The 21,199-nt window shown below is 72.5% G+C and carries 19 protein-coding genes; 12 read left to right on the forward strand and 7 right to left on the reverse strand.

The features are described 5' to 3' along the window. The first annotated feature begins 116 nt into the window (after window positions 1-116). The 3 genes from ACZ6RT_RS34150 to ACZ6RT_RS34160 all read left to right on the forward strand — a co-directional run bounded on the left by ACZ6RT_RS34150 (window position 117) and on the right by ACZ6RT_RS34160 (window position 3,721). Window positions 117-1,046: a carbohydrate ABC transporter permease gene (locus ACZ6RT_RS34150; RefSeq protein WP_470158088.1), complete on the forward strand. Its 930-nt coding sequence runs from the start codon at window positions 117-119 to the stop codon at window positions 1,044-1,046. Between the two features lie 13 nt (window positions 1,047-1,059). After that, window positions 1,060-2,046: a carbohydrate ABC transporter permease gene (locus tag ACZ6RT_RS34155; protein WP_399192797.1), complete on the forward strand. Its 987-nt coding sequence runs from the start codon at window positions 1,060-1,062 to the stop codon at window positions 2,044-2,046. 76 nt (window positions 2,047-2,122) lie between these two features. Further along, window positions 2,123-3,721 carry a glycoside hydrolase family 13 protein gene (locus ACZ6RT_RS34160; protein ID WP_470158089.1) on the forward strand — a complete coding sequence of 533 codons (1,599 nt, stop codon included), beginning with the start codon at window positions 2,123-2,125 and terminating at the stop codon, window positions 3,719-3,721. Window positions 3,722-3,894: 173 nt separating this feature from the next. On the opposite strand, the gene ACZ6RT_RS34165 is transcribed toward ACZ6RT_RS34160, so the two are convergent. Both ACZ6RT_RS34165 and ACZ6RT_RS34170 read right to left on the reverse strand, forming a co-directional pair. Continuing rightward, window positions 3,895-5,067: an MFS transporter gene (locus tag ACZ6RT_RS34165; protein WP_470158091.1), complete on the reverse strand. Its 1,173-nt coding sequence runs from the start codon at window positions 5,065-5,067 to the stop codon at window positions 3,895-3,897. A gap of 247 nt (window positions 5,068-5,314) precedes the next feature. Further along, on the reverse strand, window positions 5,315-6,073 hold the full coding sequence (locus tag ACZ6RT_RS34170; protein ID WP_470158092.1) for a DeoR/GlpR family DNA-binding transcription regulator: 759 nt from the start codon (window positions 6,071-6,073) through the stop codon (window positions 5,315-5,317). Between the two features lie 55 nt (window positions 6,074-6,128). On the opposite strand from ACZ6RT_RS34170, the gene ACZ6RT_RS34175 reads away from it, so the two are divergent. Continuing rightward, entirely contained in the window at window positions 6,129-7,115 is a 987-nt protein-coding gene (locus ACZ6RT_RS34175; RefSeq protein WP_470158094.1) for a helix-turn-helix transcriptional regulator, read from the forward strand. A 31-nt stretch (window positions 7,116-7,146) separates the two neighbouring features. On the opposite strand, the gene ACZ6RT_RS34180 is transcribed toward ACZ6RT_RS34175, so the two are convergent. Continuing rightward, window positions 7,147-10,326 carry an AfsR/SARP family transcriptional regulator gene (locus tag ACZ6RT_RS34180; RefSeq protein ID WP_470158095.1) on the reverse strand — a complete coding sequence of 1,060 codons (3,180 nt, stop codon included), beginning with the start codon at window positions 10,324-10,326 and terminating at the stop codon, window positions 7,147-7,149. Between the two features lie 384 nt (window positions 10,327-10,710). Here ACZ6RT_RS34180 and ACZ6RT_RS34185 point away from each other — a divergent pair, with 384 nt between their 5' ends. The 7 genes from ACZ6RT_RS34185 to ACZ6RT_RS34215 all read left to right on the forward strand — a co-directional run bounded on the left by ACZ6RT_RS34185 (window position 10,711) and on the right by ACZ6RT_RS34215 (window position 17,090). Then, the gene (locus ACZ6RT_RS34185) at window positions 10,711-11,919 is read left to right on the forward strand and encodes a cytochrome P450 (RefSeq protein ID WP_470158097.1); all 1,209 of its coding nucleotides are present in this window, start codon (window positions 10,711-10,713) and stop codon (window positions 11,917-11,919) included. 199 nt (window positions 11,920-12,118) lie between these two features. After that, window positions 12,119-12,613 (forward strand): SigE family RNA polymerase sigma factor, encoded by a 495-nt coding sequence (locus ACZ6RT_RS34190; RefSeq protein ID WP_399192783.1) that lies wholly within the window; start codon window positions 12,119-12,121, stop codon window positions 12,611-12,613. Continuing rightward, complete coding sequence (locus ACZ6RT_RS34195) at window positions 12,610-13,704, forward strand: WD40 repeat domain-containing protein (RefSeq protein WP_470158099.1); 1,095 nt, start codon at window positions 12,610-12,612, stop codon at window positions 13,702-13,704. The genes ACZ6RT_RS34190 and ACZ6RT_RS34195 overlap by 4 nt, the downstream gene beginning before the upstream one ends. Window positions 13,705-14,031: 327 nt before the next feature. Next, complete coding sequence (locus ACZ6RT_RS34200) at window positions 14,032-14,574, forward strand: SRPBCC family protein (RefSeq protein ID WP_344907417.1); 543 nt, start codon at window positions 14,032-14,034, stop codon at window positions 14,572-14,574. Next, window positions 14,571-15,746: a zinc-dependent alcohol dehydrogenase gene (locus ACZ6RT_RS34205; protein WP_399192779.1), complete on the forward strand. Its 1,176-nt coding sequence runs from the start codon at window positions 14,571-14,573 to the stop codon at window positions 15,744-15,746. Before ACZ6RT_RS34200 ends, ACZ6RT_RS34205 begins: the two co-directional genes overlap by 4 nt. A 128-nt stretch (window positions 15,747-15,874) precedes the next feature. Continuing rightward, window positions 15,875-16,537 carry a MarR family winged helix-turn-helix transcriptional regulator gene (locus ACZ6RT_RS34210; protein WP_470158101.1) on the forward strand — a complete coding sequence of 221 codons (663 nt, stop codon included), beginning with the start codon at window positions 15,875-15,877 and terminating at the stop codon, window positions 16,535-16,537. A 139-nt stretch (window positions 16,538-16,676) separates the two neighbouring features. Next, window positions 16,677-17,090 (forward strand): SRPBCC family protein, encoded by a 414-nt coding sequence (locus tag ACZ6RT_RS34215; RefSeq protein WP_399192775.1) that lies wholly within the window; start codon window positions 16,677-16,679, stop codon window positions 17,088-17,090. 92 nt (window positions 17,091-17,182) lie between these two features. On the opposite strand, the gene ACZ6RT_RS34220 is transcribed toward ACZ6RT_RS34215, so the two are convergent. Beyond that, entirely contained in the window at window positions 17,183-17,830 is a 648-nt protein-coding gene (locus ACZ6RT_RS34220; protein WP_470158103.1) for a TetR/AcrR family transcriptional regulator, read from the reverse strand. Window positions 17,831-17,929: 99 nt separating this feature from the next. Between ACZ6RT_RS34220 and ACZ6RT_RS34225 the strand changes: the two genes are divergently transcribed. Continuing rightward, window positions 17,930-18,337, forward strand: coding sequence for a RidA family protein (locus ACZ6RT_RS34225; protein ID WP_399192771.1), 408 nt, complete (start codon window positions 17,930-17,932; stop codon window positions 18,335-18,337). 252 nt (window positions 18,338-18,589) lie between these two features. On the opposite strand, the gene ACZ6RT_RS34230 is transcribed toward ACZ6RT_RS34225, so the two are convergent. From ACZ6RT_RS34230 to ACZ6RT_RS34240, 3 genes are all read right to left on the reverse strand, one after another. Beyond that, window positions 18,590-19,768 (reverse strand): MFS transporter, encoded by a 1,179-nt coding sequence (locus ACZ6RT_RS34230; protein ID WP_470158105.1) that lies wholly within the window; start codon window positions 19,766-19,768, stop codon window positions 18,590-18,592. 138 nt (window positions 19,769-19,906) lie between these two features. Beyond that, window positions 19,907-20,680, reverse strand: a complete 774-nt coding sequence (locus ACZ6RT_RS34235; RefSeq protein ID WP_470158107.1) for an SDR family NAD(P)-dependent oxidoreductase — start codon at window positions 20,678-20,680, stop codon at window positions 19,907-19,909. A gap of 14 nt (window positions 20,681-20,694) precedes the next feature. Continuing rightward, a complete protein-coding gene (locus tag ACZ6RT_RS34240) occupies window positions 20,695-21,174 on the reverse strand; it encodes a MarR family winged helix-turn-helix transcriptional regulator (protein ID WP_399192765.1) in 480 nt (159 codons plus the stop codon). Between the last annotated feature and the right edge of the window lie 25 nt (window positions 21,175-21,199).

A 21,199-nucleotide genomic window follows, 5' to 3' on the forward strand; every position in this document is an offset into this window, starting at 1 on the left:
GAAAAAGCGAGGAGGAGAGGGGGGGATATGCGCCCCCCCTCCCCCCCCCCCCCCCTCCCCCCCCCCCCCCCCCCCCCCCCCCCCCCGACACCCATGTCGAAATCGGGAGTCGACCGATGACCACCATGACCGCCAAAGGGACCGTGAAAGGTCCGCGCGGGCGGAGACCGGGAGCCTTCCGGCGCGGCCTGCGGCGCAACCTCACCGCGTACGGCTTCCTGTGCGGGGCGCTGATCTGCTTCGCCTTCTTCTCCTGGTACCCGATGGTGCGGGAGGTGCTGCTCAGCTTCCAGCAGACGAACTTCGTCGACGACCCCGTCTGGGTCGGCCTGGACAACTTCCGCACGGTGACCGAGGACTCGGCCTTCGCCGACGCCTGGCTCAACACCCTGGCCTTCACCGGCCTGGCCCTGGTGTTCGGCTACGTCATCCCGTTCTTCGCGGCGATCGTGCTGAACGAGCTGCGCCACGCCAGGGCCTACCTGCGCTTCATCGTCTACCTGCCGGTCATGCTGCCCCCGGCCGTGGGCGTGCTGCTGTTCAAGTGGTTCTACGACCCGGGCGCGGGCCTGTTCAACCAGATCCTGGAGCTGGCGCACCTGCCCGCGCTGAGCTGGCTCGACTCCACCGACACCGCGCTGATCTCGCTCGTCATCGTCTCCACCTGGATGAACCTGGGCACCGGCACCCTGATCTACCTGGCCGCCCTGCAGAGCATCCCCAGCGAGCTGTACGAGGCCGCCGAGCTCGACGGCGCCGGGCTGTTCAAGCGCGTCTGGCACGTGACGATCCCGCAGACCCGGCTGATCCTGCTGGTGATGCTGCTGCTGCAGATCGTGGCGACCATGCAGGTCTTCATCGAGCCCTACCTGCTGACCGGCGGCGGCCCGGAGAACTCCACGCTCACCGTCGCCTACCTGATGTACCAGTACGCCTTCAACTTCGGCGACTTCGGCGCCGGAGGCGCGCTCGGGCTGATGCTCATGGTCGTGCTGATGGTGTTCTCCGCCTTCTACCTGCGCCTGTCGCGCGACGACCAGAGCTGAGGAGGTAGCGCCGATGTCGAACCTCACCGCCCGGCCCAGCCGCCCGACCCTCGTGAAGGACCCGGGACCCGGCCCCGCCGCCCCGCCCCGGCGCCCGCGCCGGCGCCGGAACAGGGAGCCCGACAGGCAGTTCCGCAGCCTGGTCTCCCCGCACACCCTCACCACCCCGCGCGGGCGGTTCCTCTACCGCCTGGTGCTGACCCTGGTGGTGGTGACCTTCACCGCGGTGTTCGTGTTCCCGCTCTACTGGATGGTCACCGGCGCGCTCAAGTCGCCCGAGGAACTCGCCCAGATCCCGCCCAGCTTCTTCCCCACCTCGCTCGACTTCGGGGTGTACGCCGAGGCGTGGGACCAGCTCGACCTGGGACTTTTCCTGACCAACACCGTCATCTACGCAGGCGGCGCCTGGCTGTTCACCCTGGCCATCGACGTCTCGGCCGCCTACGCGCTGTCGAAGCTGCGCCCGGTGCTGGGCAAGGCGGTGCTCGGCCTGATGCTGGCCACCCTGATGATCCCGCCGATGGTGATCCTGCTGCCCGCCTACCTGACGGTCAAGGACATGCCGATCTTCGGCTGGGACCTGCTGAACACCCCCTGGGTGATCTGGCTGCCGGCGGCGGCCAACGGCTTCTTCATCTTCCTGCTCAAGCGCTTCTTCGACTCGATCCCCAAGGAGCTGCTGGAGGCCGCGCAGATCGACGGCGCCTCGCCCGCGCGCATCCTGTGGTCGATCGTGCTGCCGGTCTCCCGTCCGATCCTGGGCGTGGTGTCCATCCTGTCGGTGGTCAACGTCTGGAAGGACTTCGTCTGGCCGCTGCTGGTGCTGCCCGACGGGGAGAAGATGACGATCAGCGTGGGCATCGCCTCGCTGTCGGCGCAGATGCCGCAGAACGTGCTCATCGCCTCGCTGGTGATCGCCAGCATCCCGACGATGATCGTCTTTTTGATCTTCCAGCGCAGCATCATGGCCGGTCTCACCGCCGGCAGCCTCAAGGGCTGACCCCGTCACCGGTGCCACCGGCGTCACCGGGCCCACCGATCCTCGACCGCCCCTTACCGCAAGGAGTTGTTCCAGCATGTCCGGCAGCATCTTCCCGGAAGCGACCCCGGACCCCGAAACGTGGTGGAGGGGGGCCGCGATCTACCAGGTCTACCTGCGCAGCTTCGCGGACGGCAACGGCGACGGGATCGGCGACCTCGCCGGACTCCGCGCGCGCCTTCCCTACCTCGCCGACCTGGGGATCGGCGCGATCTGGCTCAACCCCTGGTACCCCTCGCCGATGGCCGACGGCGGCTACGACGTGGCCGACTACCGCGACATCGAGCCGTCGTTCGGCACCCTGGCCGAGGCCGAGGCGTTCATCGCCGAGGCGCACGCCCTGGGCATCAAGACGATCACCGACATCGTCCCCAACCACGGCTCGGACCGCCAGGAGTGGTTCCTGCGGGCCCTGGAGGCCGGACCCGGCTCGCCCGAGCGCGAGCGGTTCATCTTCCGTCCCGGCCGCGGGACCGACGGCGAGCTCCCGCCCAACGACTGGCAGTCGATCTTCGGCGGGCCGGCGTGGACCCGGGTCGCCGACGGCGAGTGGTACCTGCACCTGTTCGCCCCCGAGCAGCCCGACTTCAACTGGGCCGACCCGCGGGTCGTCGAGGAGTTCCACGACGTGCTGCGCTTCTGGTTCGACCGGGGGGTGGACGGCATCCGCATCGACTCGGCCGCCCTGCTGGTCAAGGAGATGGACGGCGGGGGAGGACCGGAGGCCTACACCGACCTCGACGGCGTGCACGACATCTACCGCGGCTGGCGGCAGGTGGCCGAGCAGTACGACGACCGCATCCTGATCGGCGAGGTGTGGCTGCCCGACCAGGAGCGCTTCGCCCTCTACCTGCGCCCCGACGAGATGCACACCGCGTTCAACTTCGACTTCCTGGCGTGCGCCTGGGAGCCGGGCGCGCTGCGCCGGTCGATCGACCTGACCCTGGCCACGCACCTGCCGCTGGGGGCGCCCCCCACCTGGGTGCTGTCCAACCACGACGTGACCCGCCCGGTCACCCGGTACGGCAGGCCCGACACCTCCTTCGACCACGCCGACCGCAAGCACGGCATGCCCACCGACCCGGTGCTGGGCGAGCGGCGGGCCCGCGCCGCGGCGCTGCTGGCGATGGCCCTGCCCGGCGGCCTGTACGTCTACCAGGGCGAGGAGCTGGGGCTGCCGGAGGTGGAGGACATCCCCGCCGAGCTGCGCCAGGACCCGATCTGGTTCCGGTCGGGCCACACCGACCTGGGCCGCGACGGCTGCCGGGTGCCGCTGCCGTGGTCGGGCGACGAGCCGCCGTTCGGGTTCGGCACGGGGCGGCCGTGGCTGCCGCAGCCGCCGGAGTGGAAGGCGCTGACCGCCGAGGTGCAGGCGGGCGACCCCAGCTCGATGCTCACCCTGTACCGCAACGGCCTGCGCCTGCGGCGCGAGCTGCTCGGCGACGGCACGCTGACCTGGCTGGACGCCCCACAGGAGGTGCTGGCCTTCCGCCGGGACTCGGGCCTGGTGTGCGTGGTCAACCTCGGCACCGAGCCGGTGCCGCTGCCGGAGCACGAGTCGGTGCTGCTGGCCAGCGGCCCGCTGGAGGGAGGGACGCTTCCCGGCGACACCGCGGCCTGGCTCCGCACGGCCTGATCCACAGGCCTGATCCACAGGCCTGATCCGCAGACCTGGTCCGCACGGCCCGAGCGGCCCGCGCGTCCTGCCCGCGCGTGTCCGCCCGGACGCCGCGCGCCCGTCCCGCCCGCGTGAGTCCGCTCGCGCGGGCGGGACGGCCGTGGATCCGGTCCGGCCGACCCCTTGCTGATCTACTTTGTAAAGGCGGGGGTCCGGAGAGCACCCGCCGCGAAGGCGACGAAGAAGGCCAGCAGGGCGGGAACGGCCAGGGCGCGCGGCAGGCCCATCAGTTCGGCGATCCCGCCGATCAGCACGGGCCCGGTGAGGAAGCCCACGTACCCCAGGCTCGCCACCCGGGCCAGCGCCCGCCCGGCGCGGGCCGGATCGTGGCGCCCGGCCGCGGAGAAGACCTGGGGCACGATGCACGACAGTCCCGCCCCGAAGCAGCCGAACCCGATCACCGCTGCGACCGGGTGACCGGCGAGCAGGGCCAGGCCGAGGCCGCCGGCGGCCAGCGTGCCGCACGCGCGCACCAGCGTCACCGGTCCGAGCCGGGCGGCCAGCCTGTCCCCGGCGAGGCGTCCCGCGGTCATCATGATCGAGAAGGCGGCGTAGGCGGCCGCGGCGAACCCCTCGGAGCTTCCCAGGTCCTGGCTCAGGTAGACCGAGCTCCAGTCGGCCACCGCCCCCTCGCCGATCATGCAGCAGAAGGCCAGCACGCCCAGGAGCAGTACGCCGCGGCCGCCGCGGGCCGGTGGTGGCGTGGCCGCGGGGGCGGTGGGGTGGGGGGTGGGGGAGAGGGCCCAGCGGGTGGCCCAGAACGCGAGGACGGCGATCACGGCCGCGACGGCGGCGAACGTCGCCCCGGGGCCGAAGGCCGCCTGCGCGAGCAGCCCCCCGGTGGTGGCGCCGAGGAAGCCGCCGATGCTGAAGACCGCGTGCAGGGAGGACATGATGGGTCGGCCGAGGGCCCGCTCCACCTCGACGCCGTTGGCGTTCATCGCCACGTCCAGGGTGCCGTGCACCAGGCCGAAGGCGAACAGCGCGACGGTCAGGCCGGCCAGGCCGGGCATGTGGGCGGGCAGGATCAGCACGACGCTCTGGGCGAAGGCCATCGGCAGCATCACCCTGACGCTGCCGTAGCGGTCGACGAGGCGGCCGACGACCTGCATGCCGGCGATCGCCCCGGCGGCGATGCCGAGCAGGCCGATGCTGAGCTCGCCGTCGCTCAGGTCCAGGTTCTGCTTGATCGAGGGGATGCGCGCCGTCCAGGTGCCGATGGCCATGCCGGACAGCAGGAACAGCAGGCAGACCGCGACTCTGCCGCGGAGCAGGGTGGCCGGCTCCGATGAGGTGACGTGCATGGGAGGGACTCCCGTCGGCCGTCGGACCGGGTGGATCCGGGTGGGTGGTGGGACATGGGTCTGGGGGTGCGGGGATCGGGACGCGGAGAGGCGGGGGAGCGGGGCGGAGGAGATCGCCGCGTCGGGGGACGCCGCCGGGGGACAGGGGAGACGGGAAGGCGGGGGAGACGGCAGGGGACGCGGCGGGAGGCGTGGGGGCTGGGGCCGTGGGCGGTGACCGTCCGAGGGGGGCGTACCGGCGAGGGGGTCAGACGGTGCGGACGGTGACGCCCGCCGCGGTCATGGCCTCGTGCTCGCCGGGCGGCAGGGCGGTGTCGGTGACGACCGTGTCGAGCCGGTCCAGCGGGCAGACCGCGCCGAAGGCGGTGCGGGTGAACTTGCCCGAGTCGGTGGCGGCGATCACCCGGCGGGCGGAGGAGATCGCCGCCTGTTTGACGGCGAGGTCGGACAGGTCGTGGGCGGTCAGGCCGTGCTCGGCCGACAGGCCGCAGCAGCCGATGATCGCGGTGTCGAACCGCAGGGAGCGGATGGCGTTCTCGGTGAGCGTCCCGGTGAGGCTGAGCTCGCCGGGGCGGACCTCGCCGCCGGGGAGCACCAGGCGGATCCGGGGGGCCGTGCTGAGCTCGGCGGCCGACTGCAGGCAGAGCGGCAGGACCGTCAGGCGGCGGCCGCGGATCGCGCGCGCGATCTCCAGGCAGGTGGTGCCGCTGTCGAGCAGCACGGCCTCGCCGTCGGCGAGCAGGGCCGCGACCTCGGCGGCGATGCGGCGTTTGGACTCCAGGGCCTCGCGCTCGCGTACCGCGAAGGGGGGCTCCTCGCCGCGCAGCAGCAGGCTCACCGCGCCGCCGCGGACCCGTCTGACCACGCCCTGCTGGGCGAGCTCGTCGAGGTCGCGGCGGATGGTCATCTCCGACACGGCGTGCGCGGCCGCGAGCTCAGCCACCGAGACGACGTCGGTGACGCGCAGCGCCGACATGATCTCCCGGATCCGATCGTTACTCTCCACGTGTTCATTTGAACATGGACTGCGTTCGTTTCGCAAACGTGCGGGACAATGGGGCATGCGCGCGAGTCGGTTGCTCTCCCTGCTCCTGCTCCTGCAGACCAGGGGACGGATGACGGCCCCCGAGCTGGCCGAGGAGCTGGAGGTGTCGGTCCGCACGGTCTACCGGGACGTGGAGGCGCTGTCGTCGTCCGGGGTGCCGGTCTACGCCGACCGGGGACCGGCCGGCGGGTACCGCCTGCTGGACGGCTACCGCACCCGCCTGAACGGCCTGACCCCGGCCGAGGCGTCCTCGCTGTTCCTGGCCGCGCTGCCCGGCCCGGCCGCCCAGCTGGGGCTGGCCGAGATGGCCGCCAACGCGGAGATGAAGATGCTCGCCGCGCTCCCTCCCGAGCCGCGCTCGCACGCCTCCCGGATGCGCGAGCGCTTCCACCTGGACGTCCCCGGCTGGTACGGGGACGCCGACGAGACGCCCTTCCTGGGGGAGGTCGCCGAGGCGGTGTGGGAGCAGCGCCCGCTGCGCATGACCTACCGCCGCTGGGGGCCGCGCGACGTGGAGCGCGTGGCGCACCCGTACGGCCTGGTCATCAAGGGCGGGGCGTGGTACATGGTGGCCTCCGCCGGGGCGGGCGGGCCGCGCACCTACCGGGTGGCGCGGATCCTGTCGGCCGAGCTGCTGGAGGGCCGCTTCGAGCGTCCCGAGCGGTTCGACCTGGCGGCCTTCTGGCAGGGGTACGCGACGGAGTTCCGCGAGCGGCGGATGTACAACGGCGAGGCCGTGGTGCGGCTGGAGCCCGGCGCCGACGAGCTGCTGCGCCACACCGTGGGCCGCGAGATCGTCGACACGGCGCTGGCGGCGGCGGGCCCGCCCGACCGGGACGGCCGGGTGGTGCTGCGCCTGCCCATCGAGTCGGTCACGCACGCCCGCTGGCTGCTGCTGCGGATGGGGACCCAGGTGGAGGTGCTGGAGCCGGCCGAGCTGCGGGAGCTGATGAGAACCGCGATCGCCGGTCTGGCGCGGCTGTACGGGGTGCGGCCGGACTGACCGGCCGGACACCCGCGGGCGGGTACGGCGGTCAGGGCGCGAGCGTGGTCTCGGCCAGCTCGCGCCAGTCCCCCCGCTCACCGGCACGGACCGCCTCGGTGAAGGCCGCCTCACCCAGGCGCCTCCGCGCCTCCGCGGCGATCCTGGAGACGTCCGGCAGCGAACGGTCCGGCGTGCCGCGTACGACGTCGCCGGCCGCGAGCAGCCGCGCGGCCCGCTCGTGGTGGCCCTGGCGCAGGGCGAGATCGGCGATCCCGACCAGCACCTCGGCGATCAGCGGCGGGTACCCGTACCCCACCGCCACACGGAACGCCTCGCTCCGGTGCGCGCGGGCCTCGTCGAGGTCCTCGGTGAGGTAGCCGTACAGGTCCCTGGCCTTGACGTTGAAGGAGGCGCCGTCGCCCAGCACGGTCCGTACCGTGGCCAGGTGCCGGCGCGCCGCCTCGGGCTCGCCGCGCCAGCGCGCCAGCTGCGCCTTCGAGAGCGCCAGCTCGACCGGCACGTCCGGCCAGGTGATCCCGCCCGCGCACCGCTGCGCCTCGGCCATGGCGAAGGCGCAGGAGCGCTCGTCGCCGAGCAGCCAGTACAGCTGGGCCTGCCGCGCCCGCAGGATGACCACGTCCTCGGTCGCGCCCACCTCGGTCAGCGCCGTGGCCGCCTCCTCGTGGTGCTCGCACGCGCGTGCGAACTCCCCGCGCATGGCGAGCCGGTCGGCCAGGAAGGTCAGCGCCAGCGAGATCCCCCACCGGTCGCCCAGTGTGCGGAACTCGGCCAGGGCGGTCTGGATGTCGGTGTCCACGTCGGTCTCGTCGCCGTCGAGCGTGAGCCGCCACCGGCCACGGGCCAGCCGGGCCTGCGCGCGCACCCATGGATCGTCGTCGGCGATGAGCGGCTCGAACGCGGGCAGGACCTCCGCCGGATCCCGCAGCATCCGCTCCAGCGGCTCGACGAACCCGAGCAGCGGGTTCCGGTAGCCGCCGCGCCGGGTGAGCCGGTGCGCCTCGTGGATCCACTCCCGTGCCTGGTACTGGTCGCCGCCGGGCCCGGAGGTCATGAACACCGTCACGATGGTGCACGCCATCGCCCGTGTCTCGTCGGGCACCTCACCGGGCAGCGAGGTCGCCGCGACGCTCAGCTCGGTGCCCTCGACCCGGTGCCCGGTGAGGAACCAGTACCACCCCGCGGCCGCGACCAGCCGCATCGCCTCCCGGGCCCATCCGGCGGCGATCGCCCCGCGCAGGGCCGCGCCGATGTTGTCGTGCTCGGCCTCCAGCACGGACAGCCACTCCAGCTGACCGGCCCGGCGCAGGTGCGGATCGGCCGTCTCGGCCAGCTCGACGAAATAGGCCAGGTGCGCCCGGCGCGCCGCCTCGGCCTCCCCGGCCTCGGCGAGCCGGTGCGCCGCGTACTCCCTGATGGTGTCGAGCATGCGGTAGCGCGGCGTGCCCTCGCCGTCGGCGACCAGCAGCGACTTCTCGATCAGCGCGGTCAGCACGTCGAGCACCTGCTGCCTGCCGGGCCCACCGGGCGCGCCGGGTTCGGCGTCCCCGCACACCCGTTCGGCCGCCTCCAGGCTCGCCCCGCCGGAGAACACCGAGAGCCGCCGCAGCACGGCGCGCTCGGTCCCGGTCAGCAGGTCCCAGCTCCAGTCCACCACCGCGCGCAGCGTCCTGTGCCGGGGGAGCGCCGTACGGCTGCCGCCGGTCAGCAGGCGGAACCGGTCGTCGAGCCGGCGTGCCAGCTGGTCGACGGACATGGTGCGCAGCCGTGCCGCGGCCAGTTCGATCGCCAGCGGTATCCCGTCGAGCGCCCGGCAGATGCGCGCCATGGCCGCCAGGGTGTGCGCGTCGGAGCCGATGTCCTTGCGGACCAGTTCCGCGCGGTCGCGCAGCAGCCGTACCGCGGGGGAGGAGCCGGCCTCGGCGGGGCCGGCTCCCGCCGCGGGCAGCGCCAGCGGCTCGACCTGCCACAGCACCTCCCCGGTGATGCCGAGCGGTTCCCTGCTCGTGGCCAGGATCCGCAGCCTGCGGCACTCACCCAGGAGCCGGTCCGTGAAGGCCGCGGCCGCCTCGATCACGTGCTCGCAGTTGTCCAGGATCAGCAGGATCGCGCGATCCCGGAGCGCGGTGACGAGCCGGTCCATGGCCTCCCCGCCCCGCGCGCCACCGAGCAGTGCCTGGTCGCGCAGGCCGATCGCGGTGAGGGCGGCCTGCGCCAGGTCACCGCCCGCCCGTACCGAGGCCAGCTCGACCAGCCACGCCCCGTCCGGCAGCCCGGCGAGCATCGTCCGCGCGGTCTCGGTGGCCAGCCTCGTCTTGCCGGAGCCGCCCGGCCCGGTCAGGGTGACCAGCCGGTGCCCGTCGGCCAGGGCGGCGACCGCGGCGGTGTCGCCGTCCTTGCCGACGAAGCTCGTCAGCTCGGCGCGCAGGTTCGTCCTGCGATGCTCCGCCCGCTCGCCCAGCTCGCCCCGCAGCAACGCGGTGTGCAGCGCGGAGAGCTCGGCCGACGGATCGGTGCCCAGCTCCTCGGTCAGCAGCTCGCGCGTCCGCCGGTAGACGGTCAGCGCCTCGGTCGTACGCCCCGCCTCGGCGAGCGCCCGCATCAGGGCCGCCACGAAGCCCTCCCGCAGCGGGTGGGCGGCGACCAGCCCGGTCAGCTCGGGGACCAGCTCCGAGCCGCGGCCCAGGCGGATGTCGGCGTCCACCCGGTCGCCGAGCGCGGTGACGTGGAGCTCCTCCAGCCGCGCGACCGCGGCGTCGAACGCGTCGCTGTCGCGCAGCGCGATGTCGGCCATGGCCGTACCGCGCCACAGTGCCAGGGCCGAGCGCAGCAGATCGGCCCGCTCCGCGAGCCCGGCGAGCCCCGAGAGCTGCGCGGGGCCGGTGGCACGGGCCCGGCCGACCAGGTGCTCGAACCGGCACACGTCCACGGCGTCGGGGGGCACGGCCAGCCGGTAGCCGCCGGCCTCGGCCTTGATCACGCCGTCCGGCAGGACCCTGCGCAGCCTGGACACCAGGGCCTGCAGGGCGTTCGCCTCGTCGGCGGGGGGCCGCCGCCCCCAGATCCAGTCCACCAGCCTCGTACGCGAGACGATCCGGCCGGGTTCGAGGGCGAGTGCGGCCAGCAGCGCGCGCAGCCGGACCCCGGGCACCTCCACCACGGCCCCGTCGCAGGTACGGACCGCGAAGGGCCCGAGCAGTTCAACTCGCACACCGGCCATTGTGCCGAACCGCGGTGGCGCCCGAGCCGGTCGCGCGGCCGGTCGCGAGGCCGCTCGCCGGGCCGGCCGGCCTGGGTCCCGGCGCGGCCGGGCCCCTCCTCGCCGATCGGGTCGCCGCCGGTGAGGCGTGGCGTCCACCGGACGCGGTGCCCGCGGCCCGGTGCGGCGTCGGTGGCCGTGTCAGCACGGTGACGGCCCCGTGTCAGCGCGGTCGGCGATGGTGGGCGTCATGAACGGCTCGGCGGGCACGGCCCCGGGGTCACGAGTCGGTGCGTCACCCGCACGGACACGGTTCCGGCGGCCGGCCCGGACCCCGGGCGCGGCGTGGCCCCCGAGCCGTGCCGGACACCTGCCACCGCGAGACAAGGAACGATCATGGGCGAGTCCCTGCACACCGTCGCCACGATGCCGGCCGCGCGCCGGCCCGGCTGCCCCTTCGACCCACCGGCGGAGCTGGTCGAGGCCCGCGAGCACGGCCCGATCAGCCGCCTCCCCTTCCCCGACGGGCACCGGGGCCTGCTGGTCACCGGGTACGACCTGGTCCGGTCGGTGCTGGCCGACCCGCGGTTCAGCTCCCGCAGGGAGCTCATGCGCCACCACCCGCTGGTCGACTACGGCGACATCGAGGTCCCCCCGGCTCCGCCCGGCGAGTTCCTGCTGATGGACGAGCCACAGCACGGCCGCTACCGCAGGCCGCTCGTGGGCAGGTTCACCGTGCGGCGGATGCGCCGGCTCACCGAGCGCATCGAGCAGATCACCACCGAGCACCTGGACGCGATGGAACAGGCCGGGCCCCCGGCGGACCTGGTGACCGCGTTCGCCAGGCCCATCCCCTCCGTCGTCATCTGCGAGCTGCTGGGCGTCCCGTACGCAGACCGCGGCTCCTTCCAGGACAACATCGACACCTTCCTCGGCGGGGAGGCCGGTGACCAGGAGCTGATCGCGGCCTACGCCGCGACCCAGGCCTACCTCGCCGAGCTGGTGGCCGCCAAGCGCGCGAACCCCACCGACGACGTGCTCAGCGACCTGCTCGACGGCGACCTGACCGACGAGGAGCTGAAGGGCATGGCCCTGATCCTGCTGTCGGCCGGTTTCGACACCACCGCGAACATGCTCGCGCTGGGCACCTTCGCCCTGCTGCGCAACCCCGGTCAGCTGGCCGCGTTGCGCGCCGAGCCCGCGCTCATCGACGGGGCCGTCGAGGAGCTGCTGCGCTACCTGACCGTCGCCAAGCAGTTCACGAGGGTCGCGCTGGAGGACGTGGAACTGGGCGGCCACACCGTCGAGGCCGGCACGACGCTCATCCTGTCGTACAACACCGCCAACCGTGATCCCGAGCGCTTCACCGACCCGCACACGCTGGACCTGCGCAGGCAGCAGGGCGGGCACCTGGCCTTCGGCCACGGCGTCCACCAGTGCCTGGGCCAGCAGCTGGCCCGCGTCGAGCTGCGCGTCGCCCTGCCCGCGCTGTTCGACCGCTTCCCCACGCTGCGTCTGGCCGTAGGTGCCGAGGAGATCGCCCTGCGCCCGGAGGCCGCCGACATCTACGGCGTCAAGAGCCTCCCGGTCACCTGGGACGCGTGACCGTCCCGCGGACCCCGATCCCATCGAATGACGACGGCCCCGACACGGCCCATGCGAGAGTGACGAGAACGAGGACGGGGACGCGCTCGGCCGCCGCCCCCGCGCAGGCCGTCGGCGACCGGTAACCTGCACCTGACCGCGCGCCCCTGTCCACGCCGGTGTTCCAACCTGGAGCCCCTCGGCGGAGTTGTTTCCTTACATGGACCGTTACGAGGGGTTCCACGAGTTCGTACGCGCTCGCCAGCAGTCGCTGATGCGGACGGCGTACCTGCTCACAGGGAACGCCCATCTCGCCGAGGACCTGTTGCAGACGGTCCTCATCCGCGTCGCCTCCCACTGGGGCAAGCTCGCCAAGGGCGGCAACCCCGAGGCGTACGCCCGTAAGGCCCTGGTGAACCAGAGCCTGTCCTGGCGCCGGCGCAGGCACGTCGAGCTGCTCGGAGCCGAACTGCCCGAGCTCGCCGAGTCCCGGCAGCCGCACGACGAGACGACCGTGCGCCGTCTCGTCCTGCTCCGCACCCTGGCCCAGCTCACCGCCAAGCAGCGGGCGGTGATCGTGCTGCGCTTCTACGAGGACTGCTCCGAGCACGAGACCGCCCGGCTCATGGGCGTCTCGGTCGGCACCGTCAAGAGCCAGACGAACTACGCGCTGGCGAAGCTGCGCGCGCTCACCCCCCAGGAGGTGTACCGATGAACATGCTTCGTGAGGACCTGCACGCGCTGGCCGAGCAGGCGCCCGCCGTCGACCTGGCGGCCCGGGCGGTGCGGGGCGCGCGCAGGAGGCGCGCGACCCGTCTGGCCGTGGCGGCCGCGGCCGTGACCTGCCTGATCGCGGGCGGTGGCGCCGCGCTGGTCCAGCAGGTACGCCCCGAGCCCCCGGTCGTGCTCACCCCGCCGCCGGCCAGGACGGTTCCGCTCCCCGCCAGGGGGGTCGGCCCGGCCGTCCAGGCGTACATGCCGGTGTGCCGAGTCGGCTTCGAGCCGTGCGGCAGGCACGTCTGGCTGCTGGTGACGGACGGGGGCGACACCACCTACGAGCTGCCCGAGGTGTCCTCGCAGGGGCCGCTGGCGATCACCGCGGACGGCCGCAGGATCGCCTATTTCAGCGCGGAACACCGCAGGATCGTGGTGCGGGACCTGGCGAGCGGCAGGGTGTGGAAGGCGCCGCTGAAGCAGCCCGCCGAGGACTTCGCGGTCGAGTTCTCCCTGCGGCTGTCCCCCAGCGGGCTGCGGTTCATCGTGTCGGGATGGGGCGGAAGGCGGGAGCCGAACAAGCTGGTGGACGTGGAGCGGGGGACCGTGACCGACCTCGGGCGCGGGTGGTGGCCGGTGAGTGTGGGGGACGGGTCCGGGCCCGTCGTCCTGGCCATGCCCTATGACATGACCAGCCGGGTGTGGGTGCTCGGCCACGAGCCGATCACCATCGGGCACTTCACGTATGACTACAGCGCGCTCGCTCCTGACGGGAGGACCCTGGCCCGGGTGGAGAGGAGCGGCGATCCGAAACGGCCGGCCACCCTGCGGCAGGGCGGCTCGATCGTCGTCTTCGACGCGATACGGGGCGGCCGGGAGAGGCGTAACCGCATATCCGGCATGCCGGAAGGGTTTCATGCCAGACACCTGGGTGCCTGGTTGAACGCCACGGAGGTGACCATGCTGGCCACGGCGGAGGAGCCGGGCCGGCCGTCGGTGCTCTACGCGGTGGACGTGCGGACGGGCCGGGGCAGGGAACTGCGCACGCTTCGCAGGGCGGGAGCGACCGTCGTCGCGGGGCTGGTGCGCTGACCGCGAGGGAGCCGGCCGCGAGAGGACCCGACGGTTCCGTCAGGGCCGCCGGTTCAGCGGTCCGGCCCCCCCTCTATTAATCTACATTGTAAAGGCGATCTGTCGATTTCAAGATCATGTACAAGAGCGCCGACAGGGAGGGAGAGGCCGGCCGGAGACGCAGGACGGCTTCCGAGGGGGCGAGGATGGCGGTTTCAGCGGCCAGGTCCAGCTCACCGCGCCGGGGCGTCCGAAGTCCGCGCCCCGTTCGGGGACGTGGCCGGTTATTTTTTCGCCAGGGAGGTGTAATTCCAGCTCAGGCCGGTAGCACGGGGGAAAGGAGGAACGATGGATCTGACTGCCACGACAACCATCCGCAAGCCGGCGTCCGAGCTGTACGCGTTCTGGCGGCGCCTGGAGAACCTCCCGACGTTCATGTCCCACCTGGACGAGGTGCGGTCGACGGGCGAGCGGACGAGTCACTGGACGGCGAGCGCCCCGTTCGGCCGCACGGTCGAGTGGGACGCCGAGATAACCGACGAGGTGCCGGGCGAGCGGATCGGCTGGCGTTCGAGCGCCGACGCCGACGTGCCGAACGCCGGGAAGGTGTGGTTCGTTCCCGCGCCGGACGGTGAGAGCACCGAGGTGCACGTGCTGCTCGTCTACGACATCCCCGGCGGCGCGCTGGGCAAGGCGGTCGCCACGTACTTCGGTGAGGAGCCGCACCAGCAGATCGACGACGACCTGCGCCGGCTGAAGCAGGTGCTGGAGACCGGTGAGGTGGTGCGCTCGGACGGGGCTCCGTGGGGCAAGCAGGCCCGCAAGGAGTTCCCGCAGCGTCCGGCGCAGCCGCTGTCGGCCGAGGAACTGGAGAAGGGGGCACTGGCATGAGGGCCAACACCTGGGCCGGGCGCAACAAGGTCGAGGTCCGCGACGTGCCGGACCCGACGATCCTCAGTGGCCGTGACGCGATCGTGCGGATCACCTCGACGGCGATCTGCGGTTCGGACCTGCACCTGGTCGACGGGTACGTGCCGACGATGCAGGACGGCGACATCCTGGGCCATGAGTTCATGGGCGAGGTGGTGGAGGTCGGTTCCGCGGTCGCCCCGGAGAGGCTGCGCGTCGGTGACCGCGTCGTGGTGCCGTTCCCGATCGCCTGCGGCGCCTGCGCGGCGTGCGCGGCCGAGCTGTACTCCTGCTGTGAGAACAGCAACCCCAACGCCGGGATCGCGGAGAAGATGTACGGTCACCCGGTCGCGGGGATCTTCGGGTACTCGCACCTGACCGGCGGGTTCGCCGGTGGGCAGGCGCAGTACGCGCGGGTGCCGTTCGCCGACGTCGGCCCGTTGAAGATCGAGTCGGGGCTGAGCGACGAGCAGGTGCTGTTCCTGTCCGACGTCCTGCCCACCGGTTACATGGGGGCCGAGATGTGCGACATCCGCTCCAGTGACGTGGTCGCGGTGTGGGGTGCCGGGCCGGTGGGGCAGCTGGCCATGGACAGCGCCAGGGCCCTGGGGGCGGCGAAGGTCATCGGGATCGACAAGGAGCCGTACCGGCTGCGCATGGCCGAGGAGGCCGGTCACACGGTCGTCAACTTCGACGAGACCGACGTGCGCTCGGAGCTGCTGGAGCTGACCGGCGGGCGCGGCCCGGACAAGTGCATCGACGCCGTCGGGCTGGAGGCGACGCACGGCAGTGCCCACATCGGCGCCTACGACCGGGTCAAGCAGGCGGTGCGCTCGGAGACCGAGCGCCCGCACGCGCTGCGGCAGGCCATCATGTCGTGCCGCAGCGGTGGCATCGTGTCGGTGATCGGCGTCTACGGGGGGCTGCTGGACAAGTTCCCGGCCGGGGCGTGGATGAACCGGTCCCTGACGCTGCGCACGGGCCAGTGTCACGTGCAGCGTTACATGAAGCCGCTGTTGCAGCGCATCGAGCGCGGTGAGATCGACCCGACCCGGATCATCACGCACACCCTGCCGCTGGAGCAGGCGGCGCACGGCTTCGACATCTTCAAGAACAAGCAGGACGACTGCGAGAAGGTCATCCTCAAGCCCTGATCCCATCGGTTCGGCGGTGGCAGGCGGTGGTCACCACGGGCGGTGGCCACCGCCTTTCGCGTTCCCGGGGTTGCCGGACTTCTCGGACTCGACAGGTAGTGAAGTACGTACTAATCTCTTTATTTATTATGAATGACGTACACAAGTCGGTGGCGGGCTTCGAACACGATCCCGACGGCTCGCTCTTCGACCCCCGGGCCAGGGCCGCGATGACCCGGTTCGCCGCGGGGGAGGACACCCTCGCCCTGGAGGCGGCGAGCGCCGTCCGCACCGCCTTCCACGCCGTCGAGCGCATGCGCGCCCACGGCGCCCAAGGACGCGGGCTCAGCTCGGGGGCGCTCGAGGTCCTGCTCCGCCTGAACACCACGGCCGACGCGACCGGCACGGCCGGCACGGCCGACGGGGGCGACGGGGGCGACGGGGCGGACGACGAGGGGCTCACCATCGGCGAGCTGGCCCGGTCGGCCGGGGTGAGCTCGCGCAACGTCACCGGCCTGGTCGACACCCTGGAGCGCGACGGGCTGGTACGGCGCGTTCCCGGCCGGCGCGACCGGCGCTCGGTCCTGGTCCGGATCACCCCCGCCGGACGGGCGTGGATCGACGCGTTCCGCCGGCCGACCCAGGCCGCCATGGCGGCGATCTTCCAGGGCTTCACGCGTGCCGAGCTGACCGGGTTGCGGCACCTGTGCCTGCTGCTGGCCGACAACCAGCACCGCGTCTCGGAACACCTCGGCCGGGCCCTCGCGGGACGGCCGGACCACCCCGGCGACGCGCCGGGGGATCGGCCCTGAGCCGCACCCGCCCGCCGACCGGCCGGTGCGGCACATCCCGGCGTGTTCCCCGGGCCCGGCGGACACGTCCGGGCCCTCACCGCTCACCGCTCACCGCTGACCGAGGATCCCGAGGGTCACGCAGTCAGGAGACCGGCACATGGCTTCCATCCGCACGGAGGTCGTCATCGACTCCCGCCCCGAGCGGGTGTGGGAGGCGATACGCGACGTGGGCGCGGTGCACCGGCGCCTGCTGCCCGGCCGTGTCGTCGACACCCGTATGGAGGGCGACGTCAGGATCCTGCTCCTCCCGGGCGGGACGGTCGTCCGGGAGCTGATCGTCGACGTCGACGACACCGCTCGCCGGCTCGCCTACGCGGTGATCGGCGGCACGCGGCAGGCCGTCACCCACCACCACGCCTCGTTCCAGGTCTTCGCCGAGGGGCCGGACCGCAGCCGGCTCGTCTGGCTGACCGACCTGCTGCCGCACACGCTGGCGGCGCAGACCCGCGTGCGCGTCGAGCGGGGCGCGCAGGAGATGAAGCGGACGCTGGAGGAGGCCGGGACCGGCTGACCGTACCGCGCTGACGCGTCGCCTCCGGCGGAGGGCCGGGGGTGGGACGCGCCGGGCCTGACGTGATCGTGCACGAGCGCCCGGCGCGTTTCTCAGGGTTCGCCGCCGGGCTCGTCGTCGCGCGGGGGAGAGGGGGGCAGGTTCCAGCCCTGCTCGACCGACGAGCGGCAGCGGCCGGGGTCGTCCCCGGCGCTGACGAACAGCGCGGTCAGCAGCGGGACGCCGTGGGCGAGCGCCTGGCGCGGCAGGGGGCCGGTGGCGACCAGGGAGGCCAGGCCGTGGCCGATGGTCCAGCTCTGCGTCGCCAGCTCCAGCGGGTCGACGTCGCCGCGGAAGCGGCCGGCGTCCCTGGCCTGTTCGGCGGCGCGGACCAGGTGGTGCAGGCTCTCGTCGGCGGCTCGGGAGTCCTCCAGGTCGAAGGTGGCGTCGAACATGACCCGGTACAGGTCGGGGTTGTCCAGGGCGTTGGACAGGTAGGCGGCGCCCAGGGCGGCCAGGTCCCGTACCGCGTCGGCCGTGACGGTGACGGTGGCGAGCCGGACCGCCAGGCGGGAGAAGCCCTCCTGGCGCACCGCCTTCCACACCCCGTCCATGCCTCCGAAGTAGGTGTAGACGGCCATGGTCGACACCCCGGTCCCGGCCACCAGGGAGCGCAGGGTGACGGGCTCGCGGGACCGGAGCATCTGCGCGGCGCGCTCGATGAGCAGCGAGCGGGCCGCGGGGTTCTTCGTCCTCGCCATGACACCACAATATATAGCGATGCTATGGTTTTCTATGCATGGCATTGCTATGGTTTCGATGAACACCCCGCGTATCCCCCGCAGACGAAGGAGCAGGTCATGGCCGTCACCCTGATCAACCCGGACGGACTACCCAAGCCCGAGGTGTACCGGCAGCTGTCGGTCGCCACCGGATCGAAGCTGGTGTTCCTGGCCGGTCAGGTCGCCCGCGACGCCGACGGGGGGAAGGTCGGCGAAGGCGACCTCGCCGCTCAGGCCGAGCAGGCCTACCTCAACGTCGCCACCGCGCTGGCCGCGGTCGGCGGCTCCTTCGACGACGTGGCCAAGCTGACCGTCTACGTGGTCGACTGGAGCCCCGACAAGCTGCCCCTGCTGGGGGAGGGGGTCGCCCGCGCGGCCGCCCGGCTGGGCGTCGACCCGGTCAAGCCGATCACGCTGCTGGGCGTGGCGGCCCTGGGTGAGCCCGACCTGCTGATCGAGGTCGAGGCCACCGCGGTCCTCGACTGACCGCACGAGGGGCGCGGGCGACGGCGGGGCGCCCCGCCCTGGACGAGAGGCGCCGGGGGCGGGCCGGGCTCGGCGCCGGGCACGTCGTTCTGGACGGGCATGAGGCTCAGGCGGGCCGTGCGGGGGCGCGGGTGGGCTCGGGCCCGTTCGCGCCCCGACGGCAACTTATTAATCTACATTGTAAAGGCGATCCCTGAAGTTCAAGATCATTTACAGTGGACTAAAGACTCATCACCTAAGAAACAAGGCCCGTCATCGGGGCGCGGGGGTGCGGAGTGCTCCCGCGGAGGCGGCCATGAAGAGGGCGAGCACGGCCGGGATGCCGAGGGCGGCGGGCAGGCCGACGAGTTCGGCGGCGGCGCCGATGATGGCGGGGCCCGCCAGGAGGCCGGCGTAGCCGACGGTGGCGACCTGGGCGATGGCGCGGCCGGCGGTGACGGGGTCCTGGTTCCCGGCTGCGGAGAAGACCTGGGGGACGATGGGCGCCAGGCCGAGGCCGAACAGGGCGAATCCGGCGAAGGCGATGGGGATCTGCGCGCCGAGGAGTGCGCCGCCCAGGCCGAGGGCGGCGATGAGGCCGGAGTAGCGGACCAGGCGGGTGGGTCCGAGGCGCTGGGCGAGGTGGTCTCCGGCGAAGCGGCCGATGGTCATGGTGGCGGAGAAGACGGCGAAGGCGGCGGCGGCGACGGGTTCGGAGGCGTGGAGGTTCTGGAAGAGGTAGACGGCCGTCCAGTCGTTGGCGGCGCCTTCTCCGACGAGGCCTGCGAAGGAGACGACTCCCATGAGGATGATCCAGCGGTTCCAGGGGGCGCGTCGTGGGGTGGGGGTGTGCGGGTCGCCGTTCGGGTCGGTGGGGTGGGGGGTGGTGGGGAGCAGGTGGCGGCGGACGTAGAGGGTGGCGAGGGCGAGGGGGAGGCCGACGGCGGTGAGGGTGGCGGCGGCGTTGAGGTCGAGCCAGGCGAACAGGCCGCCGATGGCGGCGCCGGCGAGGACGCCGATGCTGAACATGCCGTGGAAGGAGGACATCAGGGGGCGGCCGTAGGCGCGTTCGATCTCGACGCCGTGGGCGTTCATGGAGACGTCGACGCTGGCGCTGATGAGGCCGAACAGGAAGAGGGCGGCGATGAGTGCGGGGAGGTCGGGGGCGTATCCGGGGAGGGTGATGACGAGGGCGGTGGCGATGGCTGCGGGGGGCAGGAGGCGGGCGCTGCCGAGGCGGTCGCTGAGGTGTCCGGCGAAGCGCATGCCGAGGACGAGGCCGAGGGCTGCGGCGAGGAGGGCGTAGCTGATCTGGCCGTCGGTGAGGTGGAGGGTGTTCTTGACGTCGGGGATGCGGGCGGCCCAGGCGCCGGAGACGGTGCCCAGGAGGATGAAGAAGTAGCAGACGGCGGCGCGGGCGTTGGTGTGGCGGCGGGTGGGGGTGGTGGTCACGGTGGTCCCGGCTGTGTGGGTGCGCGCCGTCGGTGGGGGGTGTCGGGTGCGCGTGGGGTACGGGGTCGGTGGTGCGGGTCGGTGGTGCGGGGTGGGTGGTGCGGTGTCGGTGAGCGGGTCGGTGGGTCAGTGGGTGGGTCAGTGGACGGAGAATCCTCCGTCGACGCAGATGGTCTGGCCGGTGATGTAGGCGGAGGCGTCGCCGGCGAGCAGGACGGCGATGCCTGCGAAGTCGGCGGGGAGGCCGTTGCGGCCGATCATGGTGCGGGCGGCGAGGGCTTCGACGCGGCCGGGGATGGCCTGTGCGGGTTCGGTGAGGGGGGTCAGGACGAAGCCGGGGATGATGGTGTTGGCGCAGACGCCGTGGGGGGACCAGGCTTCGGCCTGGGAGCGGGTGAGGCCGGTGATGGCGGCTTTGGAGATGCCGTAGGCGCCGCTGTTGCCGAAGGCGCGGTGGGATTGCTGGGAGCCGATGTTGATGATGCGTCCCCAGCCGCGTCGTGCCATGCGGGGTCCGAAGTGCTGGCCGAGGAGGTAGGGGGTGGTGAGGTTGAGGTTGATGGTCTGTTGGTAGTCGTGGGGGGTGAGGTCGTTCATGTGGGGGCGGATGTTGTTGGCGGCGTTGTTGACGAGGATGTCGATGTCGCCGAAGAGGGTGGGGGCTTGTTCGATGACGCGGTCGAGGTCGTGGGGGTCGGCGAGGTCGGCGGTGATGGAGGCGGCCTGGATGTCGTGGTGGTGGAGTTCGGTGACGGTGCGGGTGAGGGGTTCGGGGCGGCGGGCGGTGATGACGACGTTGGCGCCGGCGCGGCCGAGGGCGTGGGCGATGGCGTGTCCGATGCCGGAGCTTCCGCCGGTGATGAGGGCGGTGCGTCCGGTGAGGGAGAACAGGTCGTTGGAGGGTGTGCTCACAGCGAAGGAACCTATCATCCCATGTTTGGGTGGGGGGAGGTCTCGTGCAGGGTGAGGGCGGCGTTCTGGAGTTTGTCCATGACGGTGGACAGGTCGCGCAGGGTGGGGGTGTCGAGGTGTTGCAGGACGCGGCGGAACTCGTTGAGGCCGGCGTCGGCGATCTGCTCGATGAGGGTGTGGCCTGCGGGGGTGAGTTCGATGCGGCGGATGCGGCGGTCGTGGGGGTCTTCGCGGCGGGTGACGAGGCCGTGGGCGACGAGGCGGTCGACGATGCCGGTGACGGTGCCGAGGCCGACGTCGAGGTGGTGGGAGAGTTCCTGGCCGGTGGCCGAGCGGCGTAGTGACAGCAGCATGATGACGTTGAGCTGGCGCATGGTGAGGTTGGAGTCGAACAGGGGTGAGGAGGGGCGTTGTTGGGCGAACAGTCGTCCCAGGTCGCGTTGGATGGCGCCGATCTGGTGGATCAGTTGTTCGCGTTCGTCGTTCACTCTCACCTCTCGGTTCCTGAGAAGGTTATCA

This window comes from Streptosporangium sp. NPDC050148, from assembly GCF_055586505.1.